At 54.1% G+C, this 15,322-nt stretch carries 15 protein-coding genes; 6 read left to right on the top strand and 9 right to left on the bottom strand.

Translation table 11 applies throughout. The features are described 5' to 3' along the window. The first annotated feature begins 4 nt into the window (after positions 1–4). Entirely contained in the window at positions 5–829 is an 825-nt protein-coding gene (dapD, locus tag OGY10_RS05680; RefSeq protein WP_003829186.1) for a 2,3,4,5-tetrahydropyridine-2,6-dicarboxylate N-succinyltransferase, read from the top strand. Between the two features lie 109 nt (positions 830–938). Further along, on the top strand, positions 939–1,325 hold the full coding sequence (locus OGY10_RS05675) for a DUF3461 family protein (protein ID WP_005132126.1): 387 nt from the start codon (positions 939–941) through the stop codon (positions 1,323–1,325). 94 nt (positions 1,326–1,419) lie between these two features. On the opposite strand, the gene cdaR is transcribed toward OGY10_RS05675, so the two are convergent. The 3 genes from cdaR to dgt form a co-directional block, all read right to left on the bottom strand. Then, a complete protein-coding gene (gene cdaR, locus OGY10_RS05670; RefSeq protein WP_003829189.1) occupies positions 1,420–2,577 on the bottom strand; it encodes a DNA-binding transcriptional regulator CdaR in 1,158 nt (385 codons plus the stop codon). Between the two features lie 148 nt (positions 2,578–2,725). Then, complete coding sequence (gene degP / locus OGY10_RS05665) at positions 2,726–4,159, bottom strand: serine endoprotease DegP (RefSeq protein ID WP_286576422.1); 1,434 nt, start codon at positions 4,157–4,159, stop codon at positions 2,726–2,728. A 129-nt stretch (positions 4,160–4,288) separates the two neighbouring features. After that, positions 4,289–5,806 (bottom strand): dGTPase, encoded by a 1,518-nt coding sequence (dgt, locus tag OGY10_RS05660; RefSeq protein WP_111466094.1) that lies wholly within the window; start codon positions 5,804–5,806, stop codon positions 4,289–4,291. 83 nt (positions 5,807–5,889) lie between these two features. On the opposite strand from dgt, the gene mtnN reads away from it, so the two are divergent. The 3 genes from mtnN to OGY10_RS05645 are packed head-to-tail and all read left to right on the top strand — an operon-like array spanning position 5,890 to position 8,042. Then, the gene (gene mtnN / locus OGY10_RS05655) at positions 5,890–6,588 is read left to right on the top strand and encodes a 5'-methylthioadenosine/S-adenosylhomocysteine nucleosidase (protein ID WP_003829195.1); all 699 of its coding nucleotides are present in this window, start codon (positions 5,890–5,892) and stop codon (positions 6,586–6,588) included. Further along, positions 6,581–7,381 (top strand): vitamin B12 ABC transporter substrate-binding protein BtuF, encoded by an 801-nt coding sequence (btuF, locus tag OGY10_RS05650; RefSeq protein WP_003829197.1) that lies wholly within the window; start codon positions 6,581–6,583, stop codon positions 7,379–7,381. The genes mtnN and btuF overlap by 8 nt, the downstream gene beginning before the upstream one ends. Positions 7,382–7,418: 37 nt before the next feature. Then, entirely contained in the window at positions 7,419–8,042 is a 624-nt protein-coding gene (locus tag OGY10_RS05645) for a TRIC cation channel family protein (protein ID WP_003829199.1), read from the top strand. A 119-nt stretch (positions 8,043–8,161) separates the two neighbouring features. Here the strand turns inward: OGY10_RS05645 and erpA are convergent, their stop codons facing one another. From erpA to clcA, 3 genes are read right to left on the bottom strand one after another with little or no spacing between them, the layout of a single operon-like run. Next, positions 8,162–8,506, bottom strand: coding sequence for an iron-sulfur cluster insertion protein ErpA (erpA, locus tag OGY10_RS05640; RefSeq protein WP_032942401.1), 345 nt, complete (start codon positions 8,504–8,506; stop codon positions 8,162–8,164). Beyond that, a complete protein-coding gene (yadW, locus tag OGY10_RS05635) occupies positions 8,499–8,564 on the bottom strand; it encodes a small protein YadW (protein ID WP_122973801.1) in 66 nt (21 codons plus the stop codon). Before yadW ends, erpA begins: the two co-directional genes overlap by 8 nt. Before the next feature lie 23 nt (positions 8,565–8,587). Beyond that, complete coding sequence (clcA, locus tag OGY10_RS05630; RefSeq protein WP_008786259.1) at positions 8,588–10,009, bottom strand: H(+)/Cl(-) exchange transporter ClcA; 1,422 nt, start codon at positions 10,007–10,009, stop codon at positions 8,588–8,590. A gap of 168 nt (positions 10,010–10,177) precedes the next feature. On the opposite strand from clcA, the gene hemL reads away from it, so the two are divergent. Further along, on the top strand, positions 10,178–11,458 hold the full coding sequence (hemL, locus tag OGY10_RS05625; RefSeq protein ID WP_008786258.1) for a glutamate-1-semialdehyde 2,1-aminomutase: 1,281 nt from the start codon (positions 10,178–10,180) through the stop codon (positions 11,456–11,458). A gap of 113 nt (positions 11,459–11,571) precedes the next feature. Here the strand turns inward: hemL and fhuB are convergent, their stop codons facing one another. Genes fhuB through fhuC form a run of 3 tightly spaced genes read right to left on the bottom strand, consistent with a single transcriptional unit; the run spans position 11,572 to position 15,313 of the window. After that, on the bottom strand, positions 11,572–13,611 hold the full coding sequence (fhuB, locus tag OGY10_RS05620; protein ID WP_156183268.1) for a Fe(3+)-hydroxamate ABC transporter permease FhuB: 2,040 nt from the start codon (positions 13,609–13,611) through the stop codon (positions 11,572–11,574). 14 nt (positions 13,612–13,625) lie between these two features. Beyond that, positions 13,626–14,516: a Fe(3+)-hydroxamate ABC transporter substrate-binding protein FhuD gene (gene fhuD, locus OGY10_RS05615; RefSeq protein WP_125362713.1), complete on the bottom strand. Its 891-nt coding sequence runs from the start codon at positions 14,514–14,516 to the stop codon at positions 13,626–13,628. Continuing rightward, entirely contained in the window at positions 14,516–15,313 is a 798-nt protein-coding gene (gene fhuC / locus OGY10_RS05610) for a Fe3+-hydroxamate ABC transporter ATP-binding protein FhuC (protein ID WP_003829206.1), read from the bottom strand. Before fhuC ends, fhuD begins: the two co-directional genes overlap by 1 nt. Positions 15,314–15,322: the final 9 nt, after the last annotated feature.

The following is a 15,322-nucleotide window of genomic DNA, read 5'->3' as shown; positions in this document are numbered from 1 at the left end:
AACAATGCAGCAGTTACAGAACGTTATTGAGTCCGCTTTCGAGCGCCGTGCCGACATTACTCCGGCAAATGTAGATACCGTAACCCGCGAAGCGGTGAATCAGGTTATTTCTTTACTGGATTCCGGTGCACTGCGCGTCGCAGAGAAGATTGAGGGTCAGTGGGTCACGCATCAGTGGCTGAAAAAGGCGGTCCTGCTCTCTTTCCGTATTAACGATAATCAGGTCATCGAAGGTGCGGAAAGCCGTTACTTCGATAAAGTACCGATGAAATTCGCCAACTACGACGAAGCGCGCTTCCAGAAGGAAGGTTTCCGCGTGGTTCCGCCTGCGGCCGTGCGTCAGGGTGCGTTTATCGCCCGTAACACCGTGCTGATGCCATCTTACGTAAACATCGGCGCTTATGTTGATGAAGGTACGATGGTTGATACCTGGGCGACAGTCGGTTCCTGTGCGCAAATCGGTAAAAACGTACACCTGTCCGGCGGCGTTGGCATCGGCGGCGTACTGGAGCCGTTGCAGGCTAACCCAACCATCATCGAAGACAACTGCTTCATCGGCGCACGCTCTGAAGTGGTTGAAGGCGTGATCGTCGAAGAAGGTTCTGTTATCTCCATGGGCGTGTACATCGGTCAGAGCACCCGTATTTACGATCGCGAAACTGGCGAAGTGCATTACGGTCGCGTTCCGGCAGGCTCCGTGGTCGTCTCCGGCAACCTGCCGTCGAAAGATGGTAAATACAGCCTGTACTGCGCGGTGATTGTGAAGAAAGTCGATGCCAAAACGCGTGGCAAAGTGGGAATCAACGAACTGTTGCGCACTATCGACTAACAGCGATTTGAAAAAGCGGGCTTAGCCCGCTTTTTTTACATCTGCGAGTGGCATAAACAAGGCTTTTCGTTAATTATTCAATGGTTATAGTGAGCTTAAGGGTACCGCTATGTATGACAATCTGAAAAGTCTGGGCATTACTAATCCTGAAGAGATCGATCGTTACAGCCTGCGGCAAGAAGCCAACAACGATATCCTGAAAATCTATTTCCAAAAGGATAAAGGCGAGTTTTTTGCCAAGAGCGTGAAGTTCAAATATCCCCGTCAGCGCAAAACGGTGGTAGCTGATGGCATCGGCCAGGGTTACAAAGAAGTGCAGGAGATCAGTCCCAACCTGCGCTATGTGATCGATGAACTGGATCAGATCTGCCAGCGCGATCGCAGCGAAGTCGATCTTAAACGCAAGATCCTTGATGATTTACGTCATCTCGAAAGCGTCGTGACCAACAAGATCAGCGAAATTGAAGCCGATCTGGAAAAACTGACGCGTAAATAAGCCGTTTGTTGCCGGATGGCGGCGTCTTACGCCTTATCCGGCCTACAGGTATATCCTCGTAGGCCTGATAAGCGTAGCGCCATCAGGCAATTAATCAATGCTGTTCATCCAGTTGTAACGCCACATACAGCAGCAGTCGGTCGTCAAAATTCCCCAGATCCAGCCCGGTCAGTTCTGAAATACGATTCAGGCGATATTCCAGCGTATTGCGGTGAATAAACAGTGCCTTTGAGGTGGCCAGCGGCTGGACGTTATGACGAAACCATGCCGCCAATGTCCGACGCAGCAACCCATTGTTATCCATCGCTTTCAGCCTCACCAACGGACGCGCCAGTTCATTGGCCTGCCAGCCGCCGCGCAGGCTGTCCAGCAGTACTGGCAGCATCAAATCCTGATAGAAATAGCTACGGCTTTCCGGCATCCGCTGTTTACCGACCATCATGGTGGTGCGCGCCGTACGATACGAACGGGCAATGCTACCAGGCCCGGTAAAATAGTTGCCCAGCGACACGCGAAAACGCAGCTGTCCGTTCTCTTTCATGCGGGCAATAAGCTGCTCAACCCGCTTACGATGATCTTCAGCGTCCCAGCGGCCAAACTGATTGAGCGCCGGTTTCAGCACCACCATCTCGGTCAGGGAAACAATCGCAATCAGATTATTACGTTCGGGTGTGGTCAACGCATTCTGCAATTGCTGTAACTCCGCCATCGCACTGTCAACGCCAAGCTGGCCACTATCGACCTCCAACACCGCCACCACGCGTGGCTGGTTCAAATCAATGCCTAAACGCTGGGCCCATTCCATCAGCGCTGGCGTATTCTCTTCCGCCTGAATCAGGTTCATCACCAGCTCTTCACGCAGACGGCTATCCTGCGCTAACAGATGCATCAAGCGCGACTGTTCCAGCATCATTTCGGCGGTCATACATACTAACTCGCCGTATTTGCGCAGATGCTCCGGCTCGCCGGTAAGGCCGATAACGCCAACGATTTCGCCTTCCAGACGCAGAGGCAGGTTTATCCCCTGTCGTACACCGTGCAAGTGACGTGCCACCGCATCGTCGATATCGACCACCCGACCCTGCGAAAGCACCAGCAGCGCGCCTTCGTGCAATTCACCAATACGTTCGCGATCGCCGCTGCCGATTATCCGCCCACGGGCATCCATTACGTTGATATTGGTATCAATGATGCGCATGGTACGCGCCACGATATCCTGCGCCATTTTGGTATCAAGATGCCAACCAGCCATAAACCCCTCCTGTGAGCAGAGCTCAAGCATAGGGAAGATAATAAGCGGCGACATTGTGCAAATGCACAAAGCGAAAGGGAGAAGTATGGAGTTGTGGGAAGTATCACAAAAAGAAACCCCTTCCTGTGCAGGAAGGGGTTGAGGGAGATTACTGCATCAACAGATAGATGGAGCTGTCACCACGCTGAATGTTCAGCGCCAGTACAGCCGGTTTGCTGTCGAGGATTTTGCGCAGTTCAGCGATGTTTTTCACCGGCTGCTGGTTCGCGCCGATAATCACATCCCCCTTCTTCAGGCCAATCTGTGCAGCCGGAGAATTCGGTTTCACGTCGCTTACCACGACACCTTTGTCCTGGCCTTTGTTGCTCATATCGGCACCTTCGATGCCTTTAAAGATAGAGCTGGAGTCAACCTGAGTCTGGCTGCTCTGCTGCAATTCCAGGTTCACGGTGACCGGCTTACCGTCACGCAGCAGACCCAGGGTGATTTTGCTGCCAACCGGCATCGTACCGACCTGCGCACGCAGGGCGGCGAAGCTGCTGATAGGTTTGCCGTTCAGGGAGGTAATCACATCCCCGGCTTTAATCCCCGCTTTCGCTGCGGAAGAGTTCGGCATCACCTGGCTGACGAATGCGCCACGCTGGGCGTCAACTTTCATCGCTTTCGCCAGCTCAGAGCTCAGCTCGGTACCCATAATGCCCAGCTCACCGCGTTTAACCTGGCCAAACTCAACCATCTGCGAGGTCAGGTTTTTCACCATGTTGCTTGGGATCGCAAAACCGATACCGATGTTACCGCCGTCCGGTGCGAGGATCGCGGTGTTAATACCGATCAGCTCACCGTTCAGGTTGACCAGCGCACCACCAGAGTTACCCCGGTTGATCGCAGCATCCGTCTGAATAAAGTTTTCGTAGTTCTCCGCGTTCAGGCCACTACGTCCCAGCGCAGAAACAATACCGGAAGTCACCGTTTCACCGAGGCCAAACGGGTTACCAATTGCCACGGTGTAATCACCCACGCGCAGCACATCGGAATCTGCCAGCTTAATCGCCGTCAGGTTTTTCGGATCCTGAATTTGGATCAGCGCGATATCGGAGCGCGGATCTTTACCCACGATCTTCGCGTCAAATTTACGACCATCGCTCAACTGAACTTTAATCACCGTGGCGTTATCTACCACGTGGTTATTGGTCACGACATACCCTTTCGCGGCATCAATAATTACGCCGGAACCGAGTGCCATAAATTTCTGCTGCTGGCCGCCGCCATTGTCAGCGCCCGGTGCGCCGCCCTGGCAGAACGGTGAACTCTGGAACGGAGAACCGTCCTGGCAGAACGGTGAATTATCACCGAAGAACTGCTGGAAATTACGCGGCATGCGCGGCGTATTTACCGTCGTGCTCCCCTCGACGTTAATACTTACCACCGATGGCATCACTTTTTCGAGCATCGGGGCCAGGCTTGGCATCTGTTGGGCGGTCATTGCTGAAGACGACGTCTCAGCCGCTGTAGCAGACAGGGGGGACAACGCCAAACCTAAACTCAGAGCCAGTGCACTCATTGCTAATGTGGTTTTTTTCATGTGTTTCGTTCTCGATTAACAGGTAACGCAAAATTGCTGTATACGTCAGAGTCGTTTTATAGCGCTAAGTTCCAGAATTAAGTTTAAGGAAAAAGTAAAATTTTATTGTCCGTCTTTACAAATGAGTATTTATTGTTCTACGGCCATCAAGCGACGATATTCATCCCAGGCATACAAATCTGTCATTCCGCTGATATAATCCTGAATCAGCCGACAGCGATAATAATATTCCAGAACCGAATACTCGGCGCACCCCGTCGATATTTTACTAACCGCCTCAACATACGCAAGACGATGGCGGGTAGACAACTTCTGAAATAAACGGGACTCGATAGGAAAACGTTTTACTCTTTCATTGTCGACCAGTTCAGAAAAATCTGACTGAGACATTTTTAATAACGGCTGATAGATCTCCAGCAACCCGCTGATCACCCGATAGCCCTGTAGTTCCAGTTGTTCAACATCCGGATGGCTAAACACATGTTTTACCGCCACATTTTTATAAACACCCAGTAACTGGCTGAAGCTACTTGCATCTTCTAGCAGCGCATGATTAAAGCTGCCTTCATAAATCTGCGGCAAATTATCAATAAACCGCTGGGCCGCATATGGCACCAGTTTATTCAGCGTATTGACGCGTAAATACATAAAGAACTGATCTTCGGTACTCCGGCTTAATGTATTTGAACGTGACTTCTCCCAGGCGTTCTCAACAACCTGGCTAAACAGGGAACCTTTTTCATGCTGCCCCCACGCCTCATACAGGTGGTGATAAAGTTGCTCGACGCTAAAGATTCTTTTCTCAACGGCATCTTCCAGATCCGCCACGCAATAAGAGATATCATCGGCAGCTTCCATAATCCAGGTTAATGGAAAGCGACTGTAAGGCGCTAATGATAATTCTTTACGCAACCGCTCAATATACGGTTCTTCAGAAAGGTAATAACCCGGCTTCTTCATTAAATAGTTGTGTGTCTCGGGTGCACTGCCGCGCCACCACGCCGGACGGGTATATTTTAAAATACCGCCAACCTGCGCCCAGGTAAGGTTCATACGCATCAACGTATGCACAAGGCGAATACCCTGCGCATTGCCTTCAAAATGGCACAGGTCCTGGCGTACCTTACGGCGAATATCATTCAGCGACTCTTCGCCTTCACGCAACCGTAATGCCGTCACCTGGCAACGGTCATCACTTAGGGGCTGACTTTCTGCGTCTGCGGGATACAGCCGCTGGCGGAACCAGTCATTAATTGCCGCCTCCCCAAAATGGCCAAACGGCGGATTACCAATGTCATGCATCAGGCAGGACATTTCGACAATACTCTCAAATGGCCCTGTCAGTTCATCCAGGCCATACAGCTCCAGCAGCTTTAGTTCTTTCAGTCGGCTGAGGATCTCTTTCGCGATATAGCGCCCAACCTGCTGAACTTCCATCGAGTGCGTCAAGCGCGTGCGTACTGCCGCATTACGCTCCAGCGGAAAGACCTGCGTTTTTTGTTGCAGTCGGCGAATGGCCGGTGAATTGATAATACGTCCGCGATCGCTTTCGAAAATACGCAGGATCTCATGCTCAGTCTTCACGCCCTGCGGCGAACGGTAACGACGATGCCAGTTTATTTTTTTTCGGAAATCGATCTGTGCCATGTCCTCTCCCGCCTGAGAAATGCGCTACCCCTTAAGCGCATGATAGACTATGCCCTCAAATCTGGCTTATCGCGAGTAAATCTATGAAAATCGGCATCATTGGTGCAATGGAAGAAGAAGTTACGCTGCTGCGTGACAAAATCGAAAACCGTCAGACCATCGCGCTCGGCGGTTGTGAAATTTACACCGGCCAACTGAACGGTACAGAGGTTGCGCTGCTGAAATCGGGTATCGGTAAAGTGGCTGCGGCACTGGGCGCTACGCTGCTGCTTGAACGCTGCAAGCCGGACGCCATCATTAATACCGGTTCTGCGGGTGGCCTGGCCTCTACGCTGAAAGTCGGAGATATCGTAGTTTCTGACGAAGCGCGCTATCACGACGCCGACGTCACTGCCTTTGGCTATGAATTTGGTCAGCTACCGGGATGCCCGGCTGGTTTTAAAGCCGATCCTGCGTTGATTGCTGCCGCAGAGTCTTGCATCGCCGAACTCAATCTGAACGCCGTTCGCGGACTTATCGTCAGCGGCGACGCATTCATTAACGGTTCCGTGGGGCTGGCTAAAATTAAGCATAACTTCCCACAGGCGATTGCCGTTGAGATGGAAGCGACCGCAATTGCGCACGTTTGCCACAACTTTAACGTGCCATTTGTCGTGGTTCGCGCTATCTCTGACGTTGCCGATCAGCAGTCCCATCTCAGCTTTGACGAATTCCTGGTGGTTGCCGCGAAGCAGTCAAGCCTGATGGTTGAAACGCTGGTACAGAAACTGGCGCATGGCTAAATTACTCTCCAGGGCGCTGGTCGCCCTGCTTTTCACTCTCCCGGCGTTCCTTTACGCCGCGCCGCGTGTTGTGACGCTTTCTCCTGCCAATACTGAACTCGCTTTTGCCGCTGGCATTACCCCCGTTGGCGTCAGCAGCTATTCAAACTACCCGCCAGAAGCCAAAAATATTGAGGAAGTCTCAACCTGGCAAGGGATGAATCTTGAACGTATTGTGGCGCTGAAACCTGATTTGGTCGTCGCCTGGCGCGGGGGAAATGCTGAGCGGCAGGTGAATCAACTGACCTCTCTGGGAATTAAGGTCATCTGGGTGGATGCCGTTACCATTGAGCAGGTTGCCGATGCGCTACGCCAATTAGCAGCATGGAGCCCCAAGCCTGAACAAGCTAAACAGGCGGCGCAAACCATGCTTGATGACTATGCTTTACTTAAATCTCAGTATGCCAACAAACCGAAAAAACGCGTGTTTCTCCAGTTTGGTGCCAATCCTCTGTTTACCAGTGGAAAAGGTTCTATTCAGCACGAAGTTCTTGAGGTCTGCGGCGGAGAAAACATCTTTGCCGGTAGTCGGGTTCCCTGGCCGCAGGTTAGCCGTGAGCAGGTCCTGGCACGAGCCCCCCAGGCTATTGTTGCCACAGGCGGTCCGGGCGAAACTCTGAAAATTGAGCAATACTGGGGAAACCAGCTAAAAATACCCATTATTACACTTAATAGTGACTGGTTCGAACGCGCGAGCCCGCGTATTATCCTCGCCGCAAAACAACTCTGTAATGCGCTTTCACAGATAAATTAGCGCCTGCCCCCACCAGGTCTGTTGTGAGGATTTAAAAATGCTCGTCTATTGGCTTGATATTGTCGGCACCGCGGTATTTGCAATCTCTGGCGTATTACTGGCCGGAAAATTACGTATGGATCCGTTTGGCGTCCTGGTACTCGGCGTGGTTACTGCCGTTGGTGGTGGAACGATCCGCGATATGGCGCTGGATAATGGACCGGTTTTTTGGGTTAAGGATCCGACCGATCTGGTGGTGGCGATGATCACCAGCATGCTGACGATCCTGTTGGTACGTCAACCAAGACGCATACCGAAATGGATCCTTCCGGTGCTGGATGCCGTTGGTCTGGCTGTGTTCGTGGGTATTGGGGTCAACAAGGCATTTCTCGCAGGAACAGGGCCGCTGGTGGCGATTTGTATGGGGGTGATTACCGGCGTTGGTGGTGGGATCATTCGCGATGTGTTAGCTCGTGAAGTCCCGATGATTTTGCGCACCGAGATCTACGCCACAGCCTGTATTATCGGCGGGATCGTGCATGCGACAGCGTTTTATACCTTTGATGTTTCACTGGAAAACGCCAGTATGATGGGGATGATTGTCACCCTGCTGATTCGGCTTGCCGCCATTCGCTGGCATCTGAAATTGCCGACGTTTGCGCTGGATGATAACGGGCGTTGATAGGACGATACAGAACATGTAGGCCGGATAAGGCGTTTACGCCGCTATCCGGCACATTGCCCGGTGGCGCTACGCTTACCGGGCCTACAACATCAGACCATCAGTATTACAGACAGCAATCAGATGCTGAAAGAAGAACCACACCCGCAGGTGCTTTTCGCATTCGGGTTAGTCACAACGAAGCGGGAACCTTCCAGACCTTCGGTATAGTCAACCGCGCCGCCCACCAGATATTGCAGACTCATCGGATCAACGACCAGACCAACACCTTGTTTCTCAATGGTCATATCACCTTCATTGATCTGATCATCAAAGGTGAAACCGTACTGGAAACCGCTGCAACCACCGCCAGTGATATACACGCGTAATTTCAGATTCGGGTTATCTTCGTCAGCGATCAGGCTTTTAACTTTATTGGCTGCTGCTTCAGTAAATTGCAGTGGCAGCGCTACGTCATCACTCATATTTTGCTCCAAACGACATCGGCAATTGGGTAAATTTCAACCCAATATTTTGGGCCATTATCTAATACCCTGGTATTTCGTTCAAGTATTCTCGCCAGCGGCAGTACCCTGGCTTTTTGCCGCCTGCTCCGCTTCCTGTTTTGCCAGCGTACGAGCCAGGATAGTCGAGTATAGCGGCTTTCCGCCCATAAATTGGGCTAATAGTGTTGCGCCAAGACAGGTAATAATCATTGGCAAAATGAGCTGATAGTTATCGGTCATCTCCAGCACCAGTACAATACCCGTTAGCGGCGCACGCACCGAAGCAGCCAACAAAGCCCCCATTCCGGCAATGGCAAAGGTTCCGGCCTCCAGGTGATACTGCGGAAAAGAGGCCGCCGCAGCCATACCGAACGCCGTACCAAGCAACGTCCCCAACGCCAGCATCGGGGCAAAGATCCCACCGGGCGCGCCGGACGAGAAGCACAGCAGCGTGGTGACGACCCGGGTGATAAATATAAACAGCAGCAGACCAACGCTAAAATTGCCTGCCGCGGCGATAGGAATCAGGTTAAAGCCACCGCCTGCCGCTTCCGGTTGAATTAACCCGAGGATCCCGCACAGACCGCCGATCGCGCCGCCCATCAGCACCCATTTTTTAATTTCACCACCGTGGAAGCGCTGGAACATATCCTGGGTGCGCAACACCATGGTGTTGAACAATGGCCCGACACAGCCAAAAATAAGCCCGAGCACCAGATACAGCCACAGCGTATTTACCGGCGCATTGGAGAGCTTCCCAACTTCAATAATCGGCGCTTCGCCGTTGAACACGCGAAACACAATGCTCGACATAATAACGCCGGTAAACACGGCTTTGATCGACACAAGGTTATAGCGAAACTGCGGGCGCATCTCTTCAATAATGAACAGGATCCCCGCCAGCGGAGCGTTAAACGCCGCCGAAAGGCCCGCAGCCGCACCGGTAGCCAATAAGGTATGCCGCGCTTCGGCGCTACGCATGCGGAAAATATCCAGCACCATGCGCCCGAGGTTACCGCCAATCTGCACGGTCGGACCTTCACGCCCAAGCACCATGCCAGCACCCAGCGTGCCCATGCCGCCGATAAATTTCACCGGCAGGACACGCCACCAACGCACAGGTCGCAGCTCTTCCAGTGCACCTTCAATCTCTGGGATCCCCGAACCACCGGCTTCCGGCGCAAATTTACGCACCAGGAAATAGCCGACCATCGCCAGCAACGCCGAGAGAATAAACGCCAGCGGCCACAGCAGAATGTCATGGTCCGCAACCTGAGCCAGCGTGCCAATGCGCTGATTCTGCACCCAGGTCACCGCTTTCTCAAATGCCACGCCAACAAGCCCTGTCACAGTACCCACTACTGCAGCCATCAACAGGATCGCCAACGGCGTTTTGTCTCGTTCCAGGAGACGACGAATTTGATCCCTGCGGCGTAAACGCACAATTTGCTGTGCTTCAAAAGAGGGAGTGTCTGTCTTCATCAGATGATCATTAATTGGTAATACAAATACGGAATCGGCATTCTACTCGCACATTTCGCGAAAATCCCCTGCAAATCGCATTGTTTCAAATGCGTAAAACTTTCATAACCTTCTCTGAATAACTAGAATAGCGGGCATTTACTTTTTCTACGAACCAGGACCCCATCCATGAGTAAGTCTGAAAATCTCTACAGCGCAGCACGCGAACTTATCCCAGGCGGCGTTAACTCCCCCGTTCGCGCCTTTACTGGCGTGGGTGGTACTCCGCTGTTTATCGAAAAAGCGGACGGCGCGTATCTGTACGATGTCGATGGTAAAGCCTATGTCGATTACGTCGGTTCCTGGGGACCGATGGTACTGGGTCACAACCACCCGGCAATCCGTAATGCGGTGATTGAAGCTGCGGAGCGCGGTTTAAGCTTCGGAGCACCGACCGAGATGGAAGTGAAAATGGCGGCGCTGGTCACCGAATTAGTGCCGACCATGGACATGGTGCGCATGGTGAACTCCGGTACGGAAGCGACAATGAGCGCAATCCGTCTGGCGCGCGGTTTCACCGGTCGCGATAAAATCATCAAATTTGAAGGCTGCTATCACGGCCATGCCGACTGCCTGCTGGTTAAGGCTGGTTCAGGCGCATTAACGCTGGGCCAGCCGAACTCCCCAGGCGTTCCGGCCGATTTCGCGAAACACACCCTGACCTGCACCTACAACGATCTCGCTTCAGTACGTGCGGCATTTGAACAGTATCCGCAGGAGATCGCGTGCATCATCGTTGAGCCGGTTGCCGGCAACATGAACTGCATCCCGCCGCTGCCGGAATTCCTGCCGGGCCTGCGTGCGCTGTGCGATGAGTTTGGCGCACTGTTGATCATCGATGAAGTGATGACCGGTTTCCGCGTAGCGCTGGCCGGAGCACAGGATTATTACGGCGTCGTGCCGGATCTGACCTGCCTCGGTAAAATTATCGGTGGCGGAATGCCCGTTGGCGCATTCGGCGGTCGCCGCGATGTGATGGACGCACTGGCGCCGACCGGTCCGGTTTACCAGGCGGGGACGCTTTCCGGTAACCCGATCGCGATGGCGGCAGGTTATGCCTGTCTGACCGAAGTCGCCCAACCGGGTATTCATGAAACGCTGAACGAACTGACGACGCGTCTGGCGGAAGGTCTGTTGGAAGCTGCCGAAGAAGCGAATATTCCGCTGGTGGTTAACCATGTGGGCGGGATGTTCGGGATTTTCTTCACCGATGCAGAAACCGTAACCTGCTATCAGGATGTGATGGCATGCGACGTCGAACGCTTCAAGCGCTTCTTCCACATGATGCTGGATGAAGGAATTTATCTGGCGCCGTCTGCTTTCGAAGCGGGCTTTATGTCCGTGGCGCACAGTGAAGACGATATCAATAACACCATCGACGCTGCGCGCCGGGTGTTTGCGAAGTTGTAAAAAAGAGAACGTGCAGAAATGTAGGCCGGGTAAGGCGAAGCCGCCACCCGGCTTTTTTATTGCCGGATGTCGACTAAAAGTGTCTTATCCGGCCTACATGAAAGGGGTCAGCCTCAGCGGCTCTGCTTTCTCAGCAGATAGATAAAGTACGGCGCACCAATAAACGTCGACAATAATCCCGCCGGGATCTGATACGGAAACAGCACCATCCTGCCGCACCAGTCAGCAAAGACCAGCAACACGCCACCCGCCAGCGCCGAAATCAGCATATGCGGCATCGCCCGACGAAAACCCATCATACGGGCAATATGCGGAGCCATCAGCCCGACAAAGCTCAACGGTCCAATAGTCATGGTGGCTGTCGCCGTCAGCCCTGCCGCCAGCAGCAGTAACCCCACGCGTGATGGCGTGATAGCCATACCTACAGCCCGCGCCGTATCGCCGCCGAGCGGTAAAATTGTTAGCCAACGGCGGCACAGCGGCGTCATCGCCAGCAGAATCACCATCACAATCCCGGTACGCAGTACCTGCTCTCCGCTCGCGTTATAGGTTGAGCCGGAAATCCAGGTCAACACGCCCGCCATGCGCGGATCGCCGCTGGCCTGCAGCATCATCAGCAGCATAGTAAAGGCCGTACTGAGCGCCATGCCGGCCAACAGCATACGATGCGGTGAAAAACCACCGCGCCCGGCGGCAATCATAATGATAAGCAGAGTAGCCGCGGCCCCGAGGCTTCCGGCAGGCAGCAGCCAGCCAAAAGCATTTCCGGGGACCAAAAACAGCATGAGCACCACGCCAAATGCCGCACCGGAGCTAATGCCCAGCACTTCCGGGCTGGCCATCGGGTTGCCCGTCAGACGTTGAATAATACAGCCCGCTACCGCCAGCATCACCCCGGCAATCAGGGCCGCCAGAATGCGAGGCCAGCGCCAGGGCATCAGCTCATCCAGCATCGCGCCGCTGGCCCATGTCCAGCCATGTGCGTCGCGGCCAAACGACAGCGCCACCACGAGGGTTAGCAGCAAGATAACGCCACCTGCCAGCGCAAACATCAGCACATTCTGACGCTCAGCGGCGATGCGATTACTGGCGTTCATATCCGGGGCGCTCATACTCCTCAAGCGCGGCAACAACCACAGTAGCAACGGTGCGCCAATCAACGCCGTCACTGAACCGGTGGAGACTTCCATCCATACGCGGGTCAGCCACAGAATGATTTGGTCGGAGAGCCAGAGGATCAACGCACCAATCAGCGGGGCCAGTACCAGACGTGCCAGCAAACGACGCGCACCGAGCATTTTCGCCAGCAGCGGTGCAAACAGGCCAATAAAGCCGATAATCCCAACCGCGTTAACCAGTAAGGCGCTGATGACAATGGCCAGCGATAACGCCGCCAGACGTGCCAGCGACAGCGCCAGACCGAGGTTGCGCGCCACGCCGTCATCCAGTCCCATCAGCGTCATTGGGCGTAATAACAACAGAGTCAGCATCACACCGCCCAACAGCTGCGGCCACAGACGCTGTACGCCGCTCCAGTCGGTTTGCGTTAACGTGCCGCTGCTCCATAAAAACATGCTTTGCAGCTGATCGTGATGGAAGATAACCATCAACTGGTTAATCGCCCCGCAGTACAGGCTGACCACCAGCCCGGCAAGGATTAACGTCACCGGAGAAAGACGCTTGCCCCAGGCAACGCCAAACACCAGCGCCCCAACGACACATGCTCCCGCCAGCGCCGCAAATTGCGTGGTCAGCGCACCAGGAATAGCCCACAGCGTGGTAACCGTAATGCCCAACTGCGCACCAGTCGCAACGCCCAGCGTGGTTGGCTCCGCCAGCGGGTTACGCAACACCTGCTGAAACAACACGCCGACCAGGCCCAGCCCGGCGCCGACCAATAGCGAAATCGCCAGCCTCGGCAGCAGGCTATAGTGAAAAACCATCTGCTCAATGATGTCGATATCCGGTGACCAGATAGCCTGTTGCCACTGACTGCGCGGTAGCGCAACGGAGAAGTTAACCCATGTCAGCCAGCAGGCAGCAACAAACAGCACCAACAACAGCAACGCCGGATGGCGGCTTCGCCTTATCCGGCCTACAAAGCGCCCAAACCGTAGGTCGGATAAAGCGCTTTTCGCGCCGCCATCCGGCATTTCAAGTTTCCTGCTCACGCTTTGCCTCCCAACGCATTATCCAGAATACGGGCAAAATGCATGGCCGATAGCGTTGCGCCATAGAACCAAACGGCAGGCACACGTTGAAAACGTCCGTCACGGACAAACGGCATCGCCTGCCATAATGGCGTAGACATCAGCGCAGCCATCTCTTTATCGTTGCCGTGATCAAAGCACAGCACATCGACATCCTTATAAGCAGCCAGACGGTCAATACTCACGGCAGTACTGCCCCAGAAGTTTGTTTCTCCCTGCCAGGCGTTAGGGATCCCATATTCGTCCAGTACGTCCTGGAACAGGCTGTTTGAACCAAACACCAGCATATGCCGCGAATCAAGCAGGGATGTCAGGAGCACGGGACGCGCGCCGCGTTGCATAAAGCGCGGTTTCAGGCTGGCGATAAAACGATCGTACTCAGTCAAATGGCGTTCAGCAGAGGCTTGCAGATTGAACAATTGCGCCATTTCCTGCAGCGACTGTCGCGCAACGGCCAGCGGCTTTTTGCCATCGCTGAAATTAAATCCCCGGCCTGGTGCAATCCGCGCCAGCTTTTCAGGAGAAGGACCGTAACCTGCCGACCAGAGCAGAAATGAGGGCTTCATTTCGGTCAGCAGTTCGAGATTGGGTTCCGTACGTAGCCCGACATCAATTACCGAGTCCGGTAGAGGAGGCTCACTGACCCACAGCTTGTAGTTAGGGATGTCTGCGATGCCATACGGCGTAATACCCAGCGCCAGCAGCAGCTCTACCGGCAGCCATTCCAGCGCTACAATGCGCTGGGGATCAACCGCCGCGGCGTGCGCCGTATTCATCCGCCACAGCAGAGGCGACAGCGCCATCGCCGTAAGCAGCCGCCGACGAGTAATATGATGTAATCCGATCATTAATAGACAAAACTCACGGGTGCGGCACCGGCCGGATGCGGCAAAATGCCCATCGGGATACCGTAAATTTGTTCCAGAGTTTCACTGCGCATCAGTTCAGCAGGCGTTCCTTGAGAAATCATCTCACCGCCGCGCAGCGCAACGAGGTAATCGCAGTAACGGGCCGCCATATTGATATCATGCAGCACCGCAACCACCGTCAGCCCGCGCTGCTGGCTTAAGCGGTGCACCAGCGCCAGCACGTCAACCTGATGGGCAATATCCAGCGCGGAAGTCGGTTCATCAAGCAGCAGACAGCGGCTGTCCTGTGCCACCAGCATGGCAATCCACGCGCGTTGGCGTTCCCCACCGGACAGGCTATCGACCAGACGGTGCGCCAGCGGCTTTAAACCTACCAGCGAAATTGCTTCTTCTACCTTCTCTCTGTCGGCAACGCCAAAACGCCCCAGCGCCCCGTGCCACGGATAACGACCAATCGCCACCAGTTCGCGTACGGTCATCCCTTCTGCCTGCGGCAGCTGTTGCGGCAGATAGGCGACCTTGCGGGCAAACGCTTTACTACTCCAGCTCTCCAGCGGCTGTTCGTCGAGCAGGATTTCACCTTCTGACGGCGGCTGATGACGTCCCAGCATTTTCAATAATGTCGATTTACCGGAACCGTTGTGGCCGATAAGACCAGTCACTTTCCCTACAGGAAAAGTTAATGAGAGAGGATGCAAAAGCGTGCGACCAGGCACACGAAAGGAGACATTACGCAACGCAAAAGTGGTGTCGGGATGGGATCTGTTTTCCTGCATAGCAGCCAA

It is taken from the genome of Citrobacter sp. Cpo148, from assembly GCF_030332375.1.
GTDB lineage: Bacteria > Pseudomonadota > Gammaproteobacteria > Enterobacterales > Enterobacteriaceae > Citrobacter > Citrobacter portucalensis.
The sequence above is the reverse complement of the archived record's forward strand: the minus strand, read 5'-3'. Positions and strand labels throughout refer to the sequence as shown.

Coding starts and splice junctions, on each gene's coding strand:
- fhuC (WP_003829206.1), bottom strand. CDS start 15,313: ATGCAGGAAAACAGATCCCATCCCGACACCACTTTTGCGTTGCGTAAT.
- mtnN (WP_003829195.1), top strand. CDS start 5,890: ATGAAAATCGGCATCATTGGTGCAATGGAAGAAGAAGTTACGCTGCTG.
- degP (WP_286576422.1), bottom strand. CDS start 4,159: ATGAAAAAAACCACATTAGCAATGAGTGCACTGGCTCTGAGTTTAGGT.
- erpA (WP_032942401.1), bottom strand. CDS start 8,506: ATGAGTGATGACGTAGCGCTGCCACTGCAATTTACTGAAGCAGCAGCC.
- fhuB (WP_156183268.1), bottom strand. CDS start 13,611: ATGCCGGATGGCGGCGCGAAAAGCGCTTTATCCGACCTACGGTTTGGG.
- fhuD (WP_125362713.1), bottom strand. CDS start 14,516: ATGATCGGATTACATCATATTACTCGTCGGCGGCTGCTTACGGCGATG.
- cdaR (WP_003829189.1), bottom strand. CDS start 2,577: ATGGCTGGTTGGCATCTTGATACCAAAATGGCGCAGGATATCGTGGCG.
- clcA (WP_008786259.1), bottom strand. CDS start 10,009: ATGAAGACAGACACTCCCTCTTTTGAAGCACAGCAAATTGTGCGTTTA.
- OGY10_RS05645 (WP_003829199.1), top strand. CDS start 7,419: ATGCTCGTCTATTGGCTTGATATTGTCGGCACCGCGGTATTTGCAATC.
- OGY10_RS05675 (WP_005132126.1), top strand. CDS start 939: ATGTATGACAATCTGAAAAGTCTGGGCATTACTAATCCTGAAGAGATC.
- hemL (WP_008786258.1), top strand. CDS start 10,178: ATGAGTAAGTCTGAAAATCTCTACAGCGCAGCACGCGAACTTATCCCA.
- dapD (WP_003829186.1), top strand. CDS start 5: ATGCAGCAGTTACAGAACGTTATTGAGTCCGCTTTCGAGCGCCGTGCC.
- btuF (WP_003829197.1), top strand. CDS start 6,581: ATGGCTAAATTACTCTCCAGGGCGCTGGTCGCCCTGCTTTTCACTCTC.
- dgt (WP_111466094.1), bottom strand. CDS start 5,806: ATGGCACAGATCGATTTCCGAAAAAAAATAAACTGGCATCGTCGTTAC.